This is a genomic window from Allobosea sp. 2RAB26 (genome assembly GCF_052115465.1).
Taxonomy (GTDB): domain Bacteria; phylum Pseudomonadota; class Alphaproteobacteria; order Rhizobiales; family Beijerinckiaceae; genus Allobosea.
Genome location: NZ_JBFRGS010000005.1, coordinates 373596 through 389505, shown reverse-complemented (window position 1 = coordinate 389505; position 15910 = coordinate 373596). Strand labels below are relative to the sequence as shown.

The following is a 15910-nucleotide window of genomic DNA, read 5'->3' as shown; positions in this document are numbered from 1 at the left end:
GCCTGAGCAGGATCTGAAACGGGCGAGCCATAAAGGTGCCGCCGTTGCGACGCGGTCCGGAAGCAGACAGCGTCAGGGAGCGCCTGAATTTCTGGCCAAGGCACTTCCAAAGCGCTCGTGGTCCGCCACGAACGCCGACTCATCCACACCTACGGCTCATCCGCTGCGCGGTCGTGATGGGCTCTGGTGCTGTGCTTGTCGCATAGCGCTTCACCAGCCAGAACGGTATCCACAACCGCCATAAACGAACTCAGCGCTGGATAAAAAATTGGGGGGGGCAACCTCACCAGCGCGGCGAATCCGGTATCGATACCGGCGGAACATGCATTGGCCATCTGGAACGACCTTCGCCGAGTTCCGGCACTCGGCCAGCCCTCTCCTCTTACATGTCTGTCTTGATGCTGTCGAAACCTGCCGCACGCTGGAGGGATACTTGCAAGGCTTCCGCCGCCGACAAGAAGCTTGCCGGTGCTGCACTGACGAGCTTCATGAAAAAATGCGAAAGCGACGCTGCTAAAGCGTGCGACGTGACTGTCGCCGAACGAAAACTGTCGGGCGCCGCGAAGTCGAGCTTCACTAAGAAGTGCGTCAGTGACGCTGTCGGGGCGTGACGCATCAGCTGCGCGGTGACCAAGGGGCTTGAGCGTCGCGGCCTCGATTGGATGAAGGGCGCCGCGGACGAAGCGATGACAACGGCGGGCAACCCCCGGCCGTTGTGCGCTCCACGCCCACCTGTGCATCGAACACGCGCTGGACATGGCCACGATCTCTTCATCAGGCACGGCGATAGGCCATGCGCATGCGCGCGACGACACCGCGGCGACCAGGCTCCCGCCGCGTAGAACCTGACACGAGCGCGCCTACGAAGGCATCGCCTTGAGAGCTAACGCCTTCCCGCTTTGGGGACTCAGAGACGCCCGGCGCGCCGTGATGGAGTAGCGGGCGTGATTGACGGCAAGGGCCATCGTCGCATCCTCGCCTGAACGCCCCCCGGACGCGACGGCTTCATCGACCAGTTGATGAAGGGAACGGTCCAGGGCCTCAAGCCCTTCGGCATCGGCCTCCCGCGCTTGGTCCGCAATCTGAATGAACTGCCCGATCCGCTTCTGCTCCTGGCGCATCCGGGACATCTTCACACGCCCCAGGATGATCGTCGTCAGCGAACCCAGGACGCTGAGGAGAGCCGCGGCAAGATAGAAATAGCCTTGGAACTCGTCGAAGAAGCTCTGTTCACCGTTGCTGAGATAGTTGGCGACGCCGGGATGGATGGGCAGGATCGGGTTCTTGTCATCCGGGTCGGGGGCCTCGATCTGGCTCGCCAGGGGCGTGAGCGCCATCAGCTTGGTTTTTGAGACGAAGAGGGTCCGGCCTATCGCCCCTGCGACGAGATTGAGCATCGTGTCGGGCGCGACAAGTCGGTAGGTCACTGCGAGTGTCGTCACGGTGTCGTCGGGGGTCGCGGGGTGCGATCTGAACGCGCCTTCGGGAACATCGTAGGATTCAAAGGCCGGAAAGCGTCGATTGAAGGCATCGGCGTCGGAGAACGCCAGGATCGTCGGTGTCCCTGCGGTACCCTTCGCCATGGCGTTTACTGCGCCAATAACCTCTCCCGGCCCAACCGGCCCGACGGCAAGGATCGCCGCGATATGCCGTTGGTGAACAGCGGCAATCATGTCGTCAGGCGCGAGAAAGACCCGCTTCACATCATGAGGCGCGACATTGTAATAGCCCAGGATGACATCGAGTAGCGCGGCGTTGACCTCCTGCAGACGCCCCTGCGGAATTGCGATCGTCTTGCCGGAAAGCTTGCCGATACTGTCGACGGGCGATTTCGGCGGCAGAACGAAGGCGACGACATCGCGACGGAGAATCGCAATCGTCTGTCCGTTGGTCGGTGGCGAGACGTCGCTGCGGATCACGGCGAGATCCGCCTCGTCAGCTTCGATCGCCTTCGAGCTCGCAGCCAGATCTTTGACCGGCAGCGGCTGAAGTCTGATCCGGGGATGATCCCTGGTCGTCTCCGTGATGAGGGCGCCAACGAGACGCTGCGCGTCGGTGCCAAGCGCTCCCGTCGTCACCCGCACGGTCGCGTGGGGTGACCAGAAATGGATCGTGGCGGCAATAGCGGCAACGACGAGAAAACCCGCTGTCCATGCTGCAAATCGCACAACCCTGGTCCTCAATCATCCGCCGACCTGGCCGAGACCGGCCACCGACGAAGCTGCTGCGGGAAACGTGCAGCCTCTCGGACGGCAAGACACAACGGGAAGGCAAGACTCTACTTAGAGGTTGGGACGCCTGCACCGTTCGCGCCTTCCGGTGATGATGAGGCAGCCGCACGCTGCCGTCCACCTTCAGACGGCTCATCAAGGTGCCCATTCCTCGCGGTGCAGCGTGTTCTGGCGCGCGAACAGGACATGCGCAGCAAAGAGAGTGCGGCCTGACACGGAGGACGAGCACGGCCTTCCGGCAGCGCGCCCTACCCGCATAGGCGAGCCGGAATGCGACAATCAAAGGCAGTGAAGCAACGCTGCTGGTCAGGTTCATCAGTCGCCCAAGGTAGAGGCCCCTCTCTGCGCTCCGGAGCAACGGACCCCTCCCCTTGGACGCAACTGAGCCCTTGCGATCATTGTAGGATGGGCTGCGGGTGGCGATCAGGCCGGGCATCAGAAGCGCCATCGTGAAGATCGGCTATCGCAGGAAACGCGGCAAAGCCGCCATACGCGAGACTATGGTGCAACGGCCACCTTGCGGGATACGCTGGATGTGCCGGGTCGAATCGCTAGCCTGGCTGCAATCGTCGGCGCAGTACTTGGCGCCTCTTCGGAGCCCCTAGGTCAATGACCATCACAGAGGAACTCGTGTCGCCGAAGACATCGCTCCAGAAAAACCCATTCGCCATCTTGGGCGCGACGACGAGAGACAACCGAAGCCGCCTTATCGAACTGGCCGATGAAGTTGCTCTGGTAGCCGATGGCGACGAGGGCCAGAAGGCCCAATCCACCCTGTTGAACATCCGGACGCGGCTAGCTGCGGAAATGGGGTGGCTTCCGGGCGTCGCTCCGCGAAAGGCCACTGCCGCCGTCGAGGGTCTCTCGAGCATGACGGGGCTAGAAGCGACGGTGGAATTGCCTCCTCTTGCCCGCGCCAACCTGTTGTCGGCATCTGCGCAGGCAAAGCCCGAGGCGAGGACGCCACAGGAAGCCGCCGCGATCTTCTATCGTCTCGCCTTGGCGGTGGAGGACGTCGACCTGGCTGGCGTATTGCGGGATATCAACGAGGATCGCTCGGTCGCCGGGTTCCCTCCCGTCCGCGACGAGGGGGCCATCCTGGAGGAATTCGAGGCCCGAAAGCGGGATTACCGAAAGGCCATCAACGACGTTCTGGATCGGCTCCCGAGTCGGACCCTCGTGAAGGTCATGGACATGGTGGTTCAGAAGGGCACGAAGGACGGCAGCGAGCACGCCCCGGCCTTCATTCAGGAGATTGTCGCGTCCTACGAGTTTGGACTGCGGGGGTTCATCGAAGCCGAGTCCTCAACCGTCGAGAGGCTCGTGACACGTGGCAATGCCGTGGCAGTCCATGGGGAAGCCCACGTCATCCCCGTGATCGACGAGATCAAGAAGGTCGCCGCGAACTTCAACGAGATCGTCGGGCCAGCCCAGCTCGTGGCGAGGGCGAACGGGATCGACCACCTGGCGACCCACAACCTGGCCATCGCGATCCGCGAACTCGCGATCGCACTGCACAATAAGTACGGCTTCGTCGACACGCCCGCCCGCATCGCCGCCTTCCTGAACGATCATTTCGGACTTCTGGACACGGTCACCGACCGAGTAACGCACGACCTCGCCTATCTCAAAGAGGCCGAGGAAGAAAAGAAGCAGTCGGAAGCCGACCGTGCCGAGTTCGAACACTGGCTCATCTATAGCGCCGGAATTGGAGCCCTGTTCAAGGACAAGGTCAGTATCTCGTCCACGGGCGTCTCCTGGCAGAACAATCACATCACCCTCGAAGCAGTGACGCGCCTGCGATGGGGTGGTGCCAGCGGACTCCCGGCCGGCACGGCCTATACGATCATGCTGGGCGATGATCGATCGGCCTTCACGATCAACACGCGCAAAGCCGATATCTATGCGAACCTCGTCGATCGCATATGGCGGACCGTCGGCCTCCGACTGCTACTTGAAACGGCCAGGAGGCTGCAGTCTGGGGAGGCACTGCGCTTCGGTGAGGCCATCGTGCGCGATGAAAGCGTCACATTGATACGTCACAAAATACTCGGCTCGAATGAGCCCGTCGCGCTCGACTGGCATCAAGTCAACATCTGGACCGAGGACGGGCATTTCGTCCTGGGCTCGCGAGCCGACAAGAAGGTCTATGTCCGCCTTTCCTACCAGAGCGACGATAACGTACCTGTCTTGGAACATCTTATCCGCACCTTCTTCAAGACAGGCACGGACAGGATTTCCGAGATCTTCAACTGATCAGCGCCAAGCAAGCATCTGCTCAGCGGCTTCAGATCGTAGTGCGGCGCGCATCGCTTCAACGTCCGACTTGGCAATTGTCATATCGGACACGCGATGGCGATAGCGTGTACAACGAGAATTATAGTCATTGATCCGCAAGTTCAAATTCCGAATATGCACCTCGCGCTTTAGGTCAGCAGTCGTTTCAATATGATCAAGCCTGATCACCTCCGCAAGGCAATACCTTATTTCTGCGACTGAGAACGTCAAACCCTGACCGACCGGCGGGATCTTCATCGACTCTGAACTACGGAGCGGCGTTGCTCGTGGAAGGGCCGACGTTGTCGAACCACCCGTATAGGGAGGAACATAGCTCGATGACTGCGGTCTTGCACTTAGGTATGCCAGGACACAGATGCCGGCTATGACGAGCGCCCACGTCTTCCGGCTTCCGGTCCAGAATCCAGGACCAGTCGAACGACGCCCCTGATGAGAGCGGGCCTCCGCAGGTTCGGGATCAGAGGGGCGCGCGCTGGAAGCTGGCGGCAACCCGATCGTCGGCGCGGCGGAGATCGTGGAGGCAAGCGCCGTCAATCCCGCGAACCCTCGAGGCACCTTTTCGTCGATGTCACTCACCGCCCCCTCCTAGACAAAGCCGACGCGTGGCTTGGGCGCCCCGCTTTGCGGGAGCGCATCAACGGCCTTCGAGAAGGATGCATCGTCGATGGTGCTCATACGGGCGCGAGCCGCAAGTCGCGCAGCTTCACGGACGACGAAGGCGGTGTCAGAGAGAGGCCGCCCGGCGAGGCGCATTGCATAAGTTTCGAGAGTCACGCCATCCGCCAGCGGCACGCCGTCCAGAAGCGCCCGCAACAAATCGAGCATCTCGGTCTGATCAGCGTGGTCGACCTTCACGACATGGTCGAAGCGTCCTCGACGGAGGATCGCCGGATCGATCATGTCGACGCGGTTGGTCATCCCGACAATCAGCACGCCCGCCTTGATCGCTTCCGGGATCGCTCTCAGGAATTCGGCGATCTCTTCTACCCTATGTTGCCCGCCGCCCGCGTCGCGCTCGGACAGGAAGGCATCCATTTCGTCGATGACCACCAGGGATGGAGCCGCGGCAATCGCGGCCTCGAACAACTGCCCCACCTTCCGGCTGGTCTCGTGGATGTATGGGCTGGCCACGCTGCTCGCATCCACGGCGAAATGGGGCCAGCCAAGATGGGCGATCAGTCGCTCGACAGCCACGGTCTTCCCGCAACCTGGCGGGCCCTCCAGGACGATCGCGCCGGGGTTGCCGATGCCGAGCGCAGTGTAATGCGACCGATTTTGGACGATGTCGACGACGTGGTCGTTGAAGAAATCCTCGAGCGCCGTCCTTCCCGGCAGGCGGAGGCGGCCATCGCTCGCCTTCGCAGCCGCGGTTCGGGCGAATTCACCGGCTTCAGCATCCGCACGCGGGATCAACATGGCGCCGGTGGGCTCCAATCCTGCTGCGCGGATCACATCGGCGAGTTGATCGACCGACATCCAAGAGAGCAGGTTTTGCACATTGGACATGGGATCGACCGAGACGCGCAAGCCGCCGGTCAGCCACGAACCCAGAACGAGCGCGTCGCCCGCGAGGGCATCTTCGGCATGGGTCGGGAGTATCCGCGACAGCTTCTCCACATAGAGCGCGCGCTCCAACGAGCCATCGCGGTAGCGAGCGCGCGTCTGCCGCATAGCGGCGGCAAAGGACAGTGCCTCCACCTTGTCCCGCGGCGAAGCACATCGATCCAGGGGCGCGAGCGCGAACGATCGCTCGCTCAGGATCGCGCCCATCCGTTTCTCGCCGAACGTGACCTTCAACACCTCGGCCTCGTCGAGCAGCCGATCCTGAAACCACCTGTGAAGCAGCGTGCCGCGTATCAGCAGCACAAGACCGCCGCCATCCGCCTTGACGATCTGCCAGCCCGGCCCGGAATGCATCACGCGGCCAGCGCCTACGCCGCGCGCGATTTGGAAACCGATCGGAAGCCAGGGATCCGTGGACATGTCAGGCGGTCACGATATTGGTCATCGCGATCAGATCGTCGGCCTCCGCGGAAACGATCCGGATGCCACCGAGGCCGTGAAACGCCGCCCGTAATCCCTCGATATCGCCTGCCGCAATGGCGCGCTCCCCCTCGGCAACGAGATGCTCGAACATCTTCGGATCGGTGAAGAGATGGGGCGCGGAGGCGTAGTCCTTGAAGCGGTCCACGATGAACCAGTCCTGGCGGCGAAGGATCGTGCCGATCTTGCGGCGGAGTTCCTGGAGATTGGCCTCGAAACCATGGCCGGGCGTACCGATCAGACGCTCCGTGGCTGCCTGCAAGGCCTCGAAGGAGCTGACCTCCGCCGGCTTTGCCAAGGCCCTCATGTCGTGGAAGAACGCAACGACCTGATCCAACTCCATGCGGCGAATGACGCGGAAATTCGCCTTTCGAGCGGAGGCCAGCAGGCTCTTCGCCCTCTGGACGTTGTCGGAGGCCTGCTTGGCGACTTCGGGATCGCTCTCCTGTTCACTGATCGAAGCCGCCAGCTCCAGCCTCTCGCGCGCTTCGGAGAGCGCCGGGTCGTCGACCTTGGCAGAGACCTCCGCAAGCTGTTCGGCCGCTTGCGACGCCTCGTCCAGGATGCGCCTCGCGGCACTGCTGTAGTCGATCATTCCGGAAGCGCGGGAATAGAAGTTCTTGTCGCTCTGGAACGACCCACCGATCGCCGGAATCTCGACTTTCAGGTCGATGTTCCCTCCATCGCCGATCTCGTAGGTGAGGATGAGCGGCGCCCCCGCAGGGATGACGCCATCGACGAAGTCATTGCCGGTAATCTCGAACAGGCCGATGAACGTATTGTCCGAGACGGGATGATCGATATCCCCCTCCCAGAGCTTGAATTTCAATGACCCGGAGGCTCCCGCGCGAAGTGCCTCAGCAGCCTTGAATGGCTGGACACCACGAGCCGGCAGCTGGTCTCCGGCCTTCACCAGGTAATGAAGCCTGGCGATGTCGCCAACGGTATCCAGGACCTCGACGCCGATCGAGTGGGAGGCAGGGATGGCGTCGATGGTAGCGGCCGTCTGCGTGATGACGATGCGATCCTGCGCCAAGGAGAGTGGCCCTCCGGCAGGATCGAAGACGAACATCTTGAAAGTATTCTCGCCCCGCTTCGAAAGGGGCACCTCGATGACAGTGCCGTTCTTGATCTCGGCGCGGCCCGAAGACCACCCGGTGTCGAGACTGTCGACCTGAAAGGACGAGCCCGGGGCCGCGGGTGATCCGAGCTTCAGCGCGATCTTCGCTTTCTGATCCGGAGTTCGTGCGGCGTAATTCACCGTCAGGTCCAGTGTCGACCCGACGCTGACGCTCCCCCTGGAACTCTTGCGGCCCCGGCTATGCGCGCTCCAGTCGATGGCCTCGGCGAAGATGGCGGCGCCAGTGGCAACCGCCGTCATCGGATTCACGTCCGTTGACGGCGCGATGCCAAGCTCGAACGCGACGCGCTCGCGCAGCGGCTTGTATTGGGTCGGACCGCCGACGAAGACGATACGTTCGATGTCGTGTGGAGTGAGACCTGCGTGCTCGATCGTGTCACGCGCCGCCTGGACGGATTCCTTGACCTTGCCCTCGATCAGCCCACCCAGCTGATCCCGGGTGATGTTGACGTCGAGATAGATCTCGGTCCCCGCCAGGTCCTTGCATCCGCATTCCGTCTCTTGTGCCCCGATCACCGCATTGTCCCGGCTGGAAAGCTCGATCTTCGCCTTCTCCACCGCCCGCTCCGCGACACGACGCAGCAGCTTGTATTCGGGCAGGGACGAGAACCCCTCGGGCAACGCAAAGGTCTGCTGAAGCCAGGGCATGACGAGGTTGTCGACGATCATGCGATCGAAATCCCGTCCTCCGCACATCTGGATGCCGCCCTGGCCGAGAAGGCTCACGCGGCCGCCAATGCTCTGGGCGATGGCGATGTCCAGGGTTCCCCCGCCAAGGTCGTAGATCAGGAAGATCCCATCGCCCTGGCGACTGCGCATGACGCTCATCACCGCCGCAACGGGCTCCTGCATCAGGGCCACCTTGCCGAGCCCCGCCGCGCGCGCAGCCTCGATCGTGGCGTCCTTCTGCATCTGGTTGAACGCCGCCGGCACGGTGATCACGGTGGCCACGGTCTCGTCGTTGCGGATCTGCTCCGGCAGATAGCCAAACAGCGTGCGAAGGATCTCGGAAGAGCATTCCTCGGGTGTCATGGTAATGCCCACGGAGGGCAAGCGGATTGGCGTCGAGGTACCTATGTGCCGCTTGAACAGCATGGCAGTGCTGTCCGGATTTCGCGGTGCGTTCTCGTAGGCCCGCTGCCCGATATAGCGGTTGCCGCGCCGGTCGATCGCGATCGCCGACGGCGTCACGTCGTTCTGCTCGGGGCTCTTGTAGAGCTGGACGGTCTCCCCGTCATAGGAGCAGATTGCGCTGTTGGTGGTGCCCAGATCAATGCCGACGTAGTGGCTCATCTTCCAACCTTCTTGAGCATGACCGTGCCCATGCGCAGCAGGCCGGCAGAATTCATCACGATCGGATCGATCGTTTCCGCGACGACCAAGGTGTCGTCTGGTCCAAAATCGGCAATATTGAGGGGCGTGGCGGCGGTCCCGGTGTCGAATTGCTGGCCTTCGAGGTTCACCAGGCGCATTCCCGATGCTCCCAGGCAGCTTTCGACCTTTCCGAGGAAATATCGATGCTGGTTCGTGAACCGTGTCGCTTCCAGTGGGTCCAGCTTGGACAACGCTCGCCCGAAGAGCTTCTGGAAACGCCAACTTTCAAGTGCGAGCTCAAGAAGCGCGTCCTCGGCCCTCTTGGCCGCCTGATCGGGATCCATCGACATTTCCGTAGGGTAAGACGGCTCTTGGCATGACCGGCGCAGCCGGAAATAGCCACACGCTAGAATTGTATGAGATTCGTATTCGACTGCAATGGCTTGCTCACGCTCTTCCCCTTCGCAAACCGATGAGGCGCACTTGCTCGGCGCATGGGCCGCATGGGCGAGATTGGCCTTCCCCGAGCACGGACAGAGTCGGAAGGCTGAATACCTGCAAGCGGCTGCATTTCAGCAGCGTCAGGCCTCGCCCTGATCCGTGCGCCCCGTGCGAGAACGCCAGCACCGGCAAAAATGACGGTGACTCGTGCGAGGAACTTGCCGCTAGCGGTCAGACGGCGTCGTGGCGCGGAGCATCACATCCGGCTCGATGATGATCCGTTGCTGCGCGTTGCGGCCGGCGAACCCGGCCGAGTTGGAGGCGATGCGACTCGCCCAGGAGCCAGCTCTGACGATCGAGCATCTCCAGATTGGCGGGGCACAGACGAGCTGCACGCTGCCGCTCGACATGCCCCTGTCTTCGGTCGCGCTCGTCGCCCTGGTGCGGCGCGATGGCGAGGTACCTCATGCGCCGACAGAGCCGAAGGCGCGCCGCTTCGGCGGCCTCAACGGCGGCAGCAACACGGTGCTGTTCTGGGAGCCGGCGGCGCATGGCGGCGTGCAGCTCTTCGACGTGCTCTGGAGCGCGACGGAAAACGGGCCGTGGCAGGTCATCAACCCGGTCGGGTTGCTGTCGAGCGTTTACCTGCATGCGACCCAATCAGAGGGGCATTATCGCGTCAGGGCGCGGGACCTGTTCGGCCGGACCAGCCAGGAGTCGACGACGATCAAGGCCTGAGCCGATCCCTCACGTGAGAAGGAAGAGCTTCGATCCCTGCGGCGTGCCAAACGGCCGTTGCGCCAGAACGCCGACTGACACCGACCGCGGCACAATACGCGCGGTCGGCGTCAGCAGCGCCAGGCCGTGCTCAAGCAGCTGCTGCCCGCGTGAAGTGGCTGGGTGAACTGCCGACCTCGCGGCGAAAGGCAGTGCTGAAGGCACTCGCCGATTGATAGCCCACCGCTGCAGCAACAGCCTCCAAAGGCGGCGCGTCGCGCTGGAGCATGCCCTTGGCCAAGGCGATGCGCCACTCGATCAGATATTGCATCGGTGGCACTCCAACCTTCCGATTGAAGCGCTCGCTGAAAGCCGAGCGGGACAGGCCCGCCTGCCGGGCCAGCGCATCGACCGACCACCCGCGCGCCACGTCGCCATGAAGATGCCGCAGGGCGCGGGCGAGAAGCGGATCCGCAAGCCCCGCCAGAAGCCCTGGCCGCACCGCTGCGCCCGCGCTTTCTGCGTGGAAGCGAAGCGCCTCCACGAGCAGGACCTCGATCAGCCGGTCGACCACGAGGTCGCGTCCCGGCCGGTTGGCGAGCGCTTCGTCGCTGATCAGGTCGATCATCCTGGCGAGGCGCTCCGCCGCCGGATCGGCAGCCCGGATATGGACGAGGCCCGGCAACAGGCCGGCGAACAGGCCGCGATTGCCGGGCTCCAGCTGAAAGTAGCCGCCAAGCTGCTTGAACTCGGCCTCTGGCGGCTCGGGACGCGCCCTCGCGTCGCTCATGCCCGGGACGCGGCTGTCGAGGTCGCCCGTCTCCGGAATGGTGCAACCGCGCATCGGTCGGGCAGGCCGTCCCTGGATGCCCTGTTGATGTTGGGGCAGCCGTGGTCGGATGGTATTCAACAACATGCAGGGCTGTCGCCATCCTGTCATGTGCGGCTGCAACTAGCTCACCCCATCCAAGGGATCACGGATTATCGGAGGTTGGGGATGCAACTGAGAACGCTTTGGCATGCGGTAGCAATTGGCAGCGCCTTCGCTGCGGCCCCTGTCGCCGCGCAGACGATCTATCCCATCAACCGTGCCGAAATCCTCGAGGGCTCGCGCTTCGACTTCAAGGTCGAGTTCCCGAACGCGCCGACCTCGGCCGACGTCGCGGTCACGATCAACGGCAAGCCGGCCGCCGAAATCTTCGGCAAGGCCACGATCTTCATGCAGAATGAGGAAGGCCAGAAGCATTCGGCGCTGTGGCTGCGTGGCGCGACGCTTCCGGCGGGCAATTATACCGTCGAGGCGACGCAGGGAACCAACAAGGCGACGGTCAAATGGGAGGTCTTCGCCACCACCCAGCCGCGCCGCGCCAAGAACGTCATCCTCTTCATCGGTGACGGCATGTCGGTCGCCAACCGCACCGCGGCCCGCATTCTCTCCAAGGGCTGGGACGAAGGTCGCTACAATGGCGAGCTCGCCATGGACGACATGTCCAACATGGCGCTGATCTCGACCTCGGGCACGGACTCGATCGTGACCGACAGCGCCAATGCCGCCCATGCCTACACCACCGGCCATAAATCCTGCGTCAACGCACTCGGCGTCTACTGCGCCAAGAACGCCCTGACGCTCGACCATCCCAAGGTCGAGACCATCGCCGAGGTGATCAAGCGTCGCGGCAAGATGGCGATCGGCGTCGTCACCAACTCGGAAATCGAGGACGCGACCCCGGCTTCGATGGTGGCCCACACCCGACGCCGCTCGGATTTCAACGACATCGTCAAGATGTTCCACGATGTGCAGCCCGACGTGATCATGGGCGGCGGCTCCCCGAACTTCCTGTCCAAGACGACCCCCGGTTCGAAGCGGACCGATGAGCTCGACTTCATCGCCAAGTTCAAGGAGGCGGGCTACACGCTCGCGACCACCAAGACGGAAATGAACGCGGCTGTCGCGGCCGGCTCGAAAAAGCTGCTCGGCCTCTACAACACCGGTAACATCGACGGCGCGTTCGATCTGCGGCTGACCAAGAAGGGCACGGTTTCGAAGTTCCCCGACCAGCCGGACGTGGTCGAGCAGACCAAGGCTGCGCTCGACATGCTCAAGGGCAACGAGGACGGTTTCTTCCTGATGGTCGAGTCGGCCCGCATCGACAAGTACAGCCATTCGCTCGACTGGGAGCGTTCGGTGTTCGATACGATCATGCTCGACAACGCGGTGAAGGTGGCGAAGGACTTCGCCGGCGACCGCAACGACACCCTGATCATCGTGGTGCCCGATCACGCCCATCCGATCTCGATCATCGGCACCTATGACGACGACCGTCCGGGCCAGCTCCTGCGCGACAAGCTCGGCGTCTACGCCGACTCCGTGCCGCCGAACTACGGCCCGCTCGACGCGGACGGCTACCCCACCAAGGTCGACACCTCGCGCCGCCTCGCAGTGGTCTATGGCAGCTATCCCGACACCTGCGACACCGGCCGCCCGGACATGACCGGCGAACGCGTGCCGGCGGTCAAGGGCCCGGATGGCAAGACCAATATCGCGAACGAGAAGGACTGCACCGGCCCGCTGGCCGCGCGCAGGACAGGCAACCTGCCCTTCGACGCCAATAGCGGCGTCCACTCCGCCGACGACGTGATCCTGACTGCGATGGGCCCGGGCGCGGAGAAGTTCCGCGGCCATAAGCCCAACACCTATGTCTTCCGCGTCATGGCGGAAGCGCTGGCGCTGGGCGGCAAGTAAGTAAGACAGCGAGTAGGCCGGCCATCCGCCGACAGGGACGAGCGATGCAACGGCAACGCCATGAGATGCTCGCCACCCGCCGCGTGACCCTCACGGGTCTCGCGGTGGCCCTGCTTTGCAGGGATGTCCGAGCGGCGGAGCCGGCCACGATCGCCTTCGACGGCCTCTACAAATCCTTCGGCGTGCTCGGCTTCCAGTTTTCCGACCGCGTCACGGCCCTGCGCGGACAAGAGGTACGTCTGACCGGCTACATGGCGCCTCCGCTGAAGCCGGAAAGCCACTTCTTCGTGCTCACGCGCGAGCCGCTGGCGATCTGCCCGTTCTGCCAATCGGATGCCGACTGGCCAGTCGACATCGTCGTCGTCTTCATGAAGGAGATCACGCCGATGGTCAGCGCCGGTCGCAAGGTCGTCGTGTCGGGTCGGCTGGAGATAGGCTCGGCCACGGACCCGGAAACCGGCTTCGTCAGCCAGATCAGACTCGTCGATGCCCGCTTCACACTCGCCTGAGCGATCCGCCGCTCGAACATTGCGGCTTTCCAGCGTGACGCTCGACCATCGCGGCGGCGACGGGCGCCCTTTCCGCGTGCTGGACATTCCCGAACTCACAGTGCCTTCCGGCGCTCATATTGGTTTGCGCGGCCCCTCGGGCTCCGGCAAGACCTCGCTTCTGCACCTGATTGGCGGGCTGATCGTGCCGAGCACAGGCAAGGTCTCATGGGGCGAGACGGAGATCTCCTCCCTGTCGCCCGGCAATCGCGACCGCTGGCGTCTCTCGACGCTCGGCTTCGTCTTCCAGGATTTCCACCTGATCCCGGAACTCGACATCCTTGCCAACATCACGCTGCCCACGACCTTCTCATCCTGGAGGGTTGGCCCGGCCGAGCGGGAGCATGCCGAGACCGTCGCAGCGCGCATGGGGCTCACTGATCTGCGCCGCCGGACAGGAGTACTTTCACGTGGCGAGCAGCAGCGGGTTGCGATTGCCCGCGCGGTCTGCCGGCAGCCTGCCATGATCCTCGCCGACGAACCCACGGCCAGCCTGGACGCGGCCCATGCCGATGAGGTGGGCGCCTTGCTGGTCGATGCGGCCGTTGAGGCCGGTGCCACCTTGATCTGCGCCACGCATGATGCCGCGCTCCTGGCGCGGATGAAGCACCGGCTCGATATCAAGGCCGCGTCTCCGATTGCGAAGCAGGCCGCATGAACCCCTTCGCAATGGTCCTCGCCGATCTTCGCGCCCTGCGTTGGACCGCAGCCGCGATAGTCGCCCTGATAGCGCTGGCGGTCGCGGTCGGCGTGGCGATCGGCGCGCAGGAGCGGGCGCTGCGGCAGAGTTCGGCCGCCGCGGCCGATGACTTCGCCCTCCTCATCGGTGCACCCGGCAGCCAGACCCAGTTGCTGATGTCGACGGTCTATCTGCAGCTCGACGCGATCCCGCTGATGGAGGGAAGCGTCCTGCAGTCGCTGGCCCGGGACGAGCGTGTCGCCGCCTTCGCGCCGATCGCCTTCGGCGACGTCACCCGTGGCTATCCGATCATCGGCACGACCGCGGCCTTTGCCACGCGCTGGGGCCGCGTCACACCGAGCGAGGGGCGCCTCTTCGCCAGGGAAGGTGAAGCCTTGATCGGCGCCGATGTCGACTATCGGCTCGGCGAGAGCGTCACGCCGTCGCATGGCGTTGCCGGCCAGACTCACAAACCGGGTGAGGCGGACGAGGACGAGGCCGGACATCGCCATGCCGGCCACGACTACACTATCGTCGGCCGCCTACCCCCGGTCGGATCGCCCTGGGACCGCGCGATCCTGGTACCGATCGAGAGCGTCTGGGAGGTTCACGGGCTCGGCAATGGACACGCCGGGGGAACCGAGACGATCGGGCCGCCCTTCGATGGCGTGCCTGTGCCCGGCGTGCCCGCGATCGTCGTCAAGCCGCGCAGCGTGGCCGGGGCCTATGCCCTGCGCAGCCAGTATCGCCAGGGCGGGACGATGGCGTTCTTTCCCGCCGAAGTCCTGGTCGGGATCTATCGTTCGCTCGGCGACGCGCGTGGTGTGCTTGTCTTCGCTTCCACGCTGAATGCGACGCTGGTGCTGGCCTCGATCCTTCTGCTGCTGATTGCAGTGACCGGGCTGCGGCGGCGGCGCTACGCCGTATTGCGTGCCATGGGCGCATCCCGGCTCTACGTCCTGCTCGTGATCTGGCTCGGTATGGCCCTGCTGATGGCGCTCGGCTGTATCGCCGGGCTGTTGCTCGGAGGTGCTGCTGCCGGCGTCGTGTCAGGCCTGATCGAGGCGCAGACCGGCCTTCGCCTCACGATCGCGCTGGACAAGCCTGAATTCCTGCAGATCGCCCTGCTGTTCGTCGTCGGCACCGTTCTCAGCCTGCTGCCGGCGATCGCCTCGTTCACCAACCCGATCGCGTCGGGACTGCGCGACTGAAGCGTGGCTGCTCCCGCTTCGCTGCCGAAGGTCAAGGTCGAACGGCCGCGGCTGATCATGGTGCCATTCCCAGCGGTTAGTGCTCGATTAACGAAACCGTCCAACGATCGCAACGCAGGGTTGTCATCGGCAGCGATGAGCCTAACCTCTCGCCGCACCATGATGGCATTCGAGGATGGCGATCGATGGCGGTCAAAAACGCGATGATCAGGAATGCGTGACGAACGACCAGAGCGCCGCCGAAACCGCGCTCCCGAGTTCCCTGGCCGGCGCCCAATCGTGCTGAATTCGGAGGCCGATTACCTGCGTGCTTGTGCGCGTGCCGGTGAGATCCACGCCGCAGCCGCCCATAATCCGATGACGGACCTTGAGCTCGAACGGCTCGCACTGGCGATACTGACCTGGGAATTGAAACGGGGTGGAAGTGACGTCTAGGGACGACACTGCATGTTGTGCCCGGGCCATCGCGGCAATGAACTCATCCTTCCGAGGAGATTGGCCGTCGGTCTTGCAGAGGCCTCCCCCCTGCCCCTGTGCCGCCCGG

At 63.7% G+C, this 15910-nt stretch carries 14 protein-coding genes; 7 read left to right on the top strand and 7 right to left on the bottom strand.

What is annotated here, in order from left to right; genetic code table 11:
- Positions 1-382 precede the first annotated feature (382 nt).
- Positions 383-634 carry a hypothetical protein gene (locus AB4118_RS12265; protein ID WP_441489981.1) on the bottom strand — a complete coding sequence of 84 codons (252 nt, stop codon included), beginning with the start codon at positions 632-634 and terminating at the stop codon, positions 383-385.
- Between the two features lie 226 nt (positions 635-860).
- On the bottom strand, positions 861-2168 hold the full coding sequence (locus AB4118_RS12260; protein ID WP_441489980.1) for a TAXI family TRAP transporter solute-binding subunit: 1308 nt from the start codon (positions 2166-2168) through the stop codon (positions 861-863).
- A gap of 672 nt (positions 2169-2840) precedes the next feature.
- Here AB4118_RS12260 and AB4118_RS12255 point away from each other — a divergent pair.
- On the top strand, positions 2841-4487 hold the full coding sequence (locus AB4118_RS12255) for a hypothetical protein (protein ID WP_441489979.1): 1647 nt from the start codon (positions 2841-2843) through the stop codon (positions 4485-4487).
- On the opposite strand, the gene AB4118_RS12250 is transcribed toward AB4118_RS12255, so the two are convergent.
- Genes AB4118_RS12250 through AB4118_RS12235 form a run of 4 tightly spaced genes read right to left on the bottom strand, consistent with a single transcriptional unit; the run spans position 4488 to position 9371 of the window.
- Complete coding sequence (locus AB4118_RS12250; protein WP_441489978.1) at positions 4488-5105, bottom strand: hypothetical protein; 618 nt, start codon at positions 5103-5105, stop codon at positions 4488-4490.
- Positions 5106-5114: 9 nt separating this feature from the next.
- Positions 5115-6512: an ATP-binding protein gene (locus AB4118_RS12245; RefSeq protein ID WP_441489977.1), complete on the bottom strand. Its 1398-nt coding sequence runs from the start codon at positions 6510-6512 to the stop codon at positions 5115-5117.
- A gap of 1 nt (position 6513) precedes the next feature.
- A complete protein-coding gene (locus AB4118_RS12240) occupies positions 6514-9006 on the bottom strand; it encodes an Hsp70 family protein (protein ID WP_441489976.1) in 2493 nt (830 codons plus the stop codon).
- Positions 9003-9371, bottom strand: coding sequence for a hypothetical protein (locus AB4118_RS12235; RefSeq protein WP_441489975.1), 369 nt, complete (start codon positions 9369-9371; stop codon positions 9003-9005). The genes AB4118_RS12240 and AB4118_RS12235 overlap by 4 nt, the downstream gene beginning before the upstream one ends.
- A gap of 421 nt (positions 9372-9792) precedes the next feature.
- On the opposite strand from AB4118_RS12235, the gene AB4118_RS12230 reads away from it, so the two are divergent.
- Entirely contained in the window at positions 9793-10206 is a 414-nt protein-coding gene (locus AB4118_RS12230) for a hypothetical protein (RefSeq protein ID WP_441489974.1), read from the top strand.
- 130 nt (positions 10207-10336) lie between these two features.
- Here the strand turns inward: AB4118_RS12230 and AB4118_RS12225 are convergent, their stop codons facing one another.
- Positions 10337-10975 carry a helix-turn-helix transcriptional regulator gene (locus tag AB4118_RS12225; RefSeq protein ID WP_441489973.1) on the bottom strand — a complete coding sequence of 213 codons (639 nt, stop codon included), beginning with the start codon at positions 10973-10975 and terminating at the stop codon, positions 10337-10339.
- 207 nt (positions 10976-11182) lie between these two features.
- On the opposite strand from AB4118_RS12225, the gene AB4118_RS12220 reads away from it, so the two are divergent.
- The 5 genes from AB4118_RS12220 (at position 11183) to AB4118_RS12200 (ending at position 15801) form a co-directional block, all read left to right on the top strand.
- Positions 11183-12928, top strand: a complete 1746-nt coding sequence (locus AB4118_RS12220; protein ID WP_441489972.1) for an alkaline phosphatase — start codon at positions 11183-11185, stop codon at positions 12926-12928.
- Positions 12929-12972: 44 nt separating this feature from the next.
- Positions 12973-13437 carry a hypothetical protein gene (locus tag AB4118_RS12215; protein ID WP_441489971.1) on the top strand — a complete coding sequence of 155 codons (465 nt, stop codon included), beginning with the start codon at positions 12973-12975 and terminating at the stop codon, positions 13435-13437.
- A 34-nt stretch (positions 13438-13471) separates the two neighbouring features.
- Positions 13472-14134, top strand: a complete 663-nt coding sequence (locus AB4118_RS12210; RefSeq protein WP_441489970.1) for an ABC transporter ATP-binding protein — start codon at positions 13472-13474, stop codon at positions 14132-14134.
- Entirely contained in the window at positions 14131-15366 is a 1236-nt protein-coding gene (locus AB4118_RS12205) for an FtsX-like permease family protein (protein WP_441489969.1), read from the top strand. The genes AB4118_RS12210 and AB4118_RS12205 overlap by 4 nt, the downstream gene beginning before the upstream one ends.
- Positions 15367-15645: 279 nt before the next feature.
- The gene (locus tag AB4118_RS12200; RefSeq protein WP_441489968.1) at positions 15646-15801 is read left to right on the top strand and encodes a hypothetical protein; all 156 of its coding nucleotides are present in this window, start codon (positions 15646-15648) and stop codon (positions 15799-15801) included.
- Positions 15802-15910 lie beyond the last annotated feature (109 nt).

Excerpts from the sequence above, each read along its gene's own strand:
- AB4118_RS12255 (WP_441489979.1), top strand. The coding sequence starts at position 2,841 with ATGACCATCACAGAGGAACTCGTGTCGCCGAAGACATCGCTCCAGAAA.
- AB4118_RS12245 (WP_441489977.1), bottom strand. The coding sequence starts at position 6,512 with ATGTCCACGGATCCCTGGCTTCCGATCGGTTTCCAAATCGCGCGCGGC.
- AB4118_RS12240 (WP_441489976.1), bottom strand. The coding sequence starts at position 9,006 with ATGAGCCACTACGTCGGCATTGATCTGGGCACCACCAACAGCGCAATC.
- AB4118_RS12235 (WP_441489975.1), bottom strand. The coding sequence starts at position 9,371 with ATGGATCCCGATCAGGCGGCCAAGAGGGCCGAGGACGCGCTTCTTGAG.
- AB4118_RS12230 (WP_441489974.1), top strand. The coding sequence starts at position 9,793 with ATGCGACTCGCCCAGGAGCCAGCTCTGACGATCGAGCATCTCCAGATT.
- AB4118_RS12225 (WP_441489973.1), bottom strand. The coding sequence starts at position 10,975 with ATGAGCGACGCGAGGGCGCGTCCCGAGCCGCCAGAGGCCGAGTTCAAG.
- AB4118_RS12220 (WP_441489972.1), top strand. The coding sequence starts at position 11,183 with ATGCAACTGAGAACGCTTTGGCATGCGGTAGCAATTGGCAGCGCCTTC.
- AB4118_RS12215 (WP_441489971.1), top strand. The coding sequence starts at position 12,973 with ATGCAACGGCAACGCCATGAGATGCTCGCCACCCGCCGCGTGACCCTC.
- AB4118_RS12205 (WP_441489969.1), top strand. The coding sequence starts at position 14,131 with ATGAACCCCTTCGCAATGGTCCTCGCCGATCTTCGCGCCCTGCGTTGG.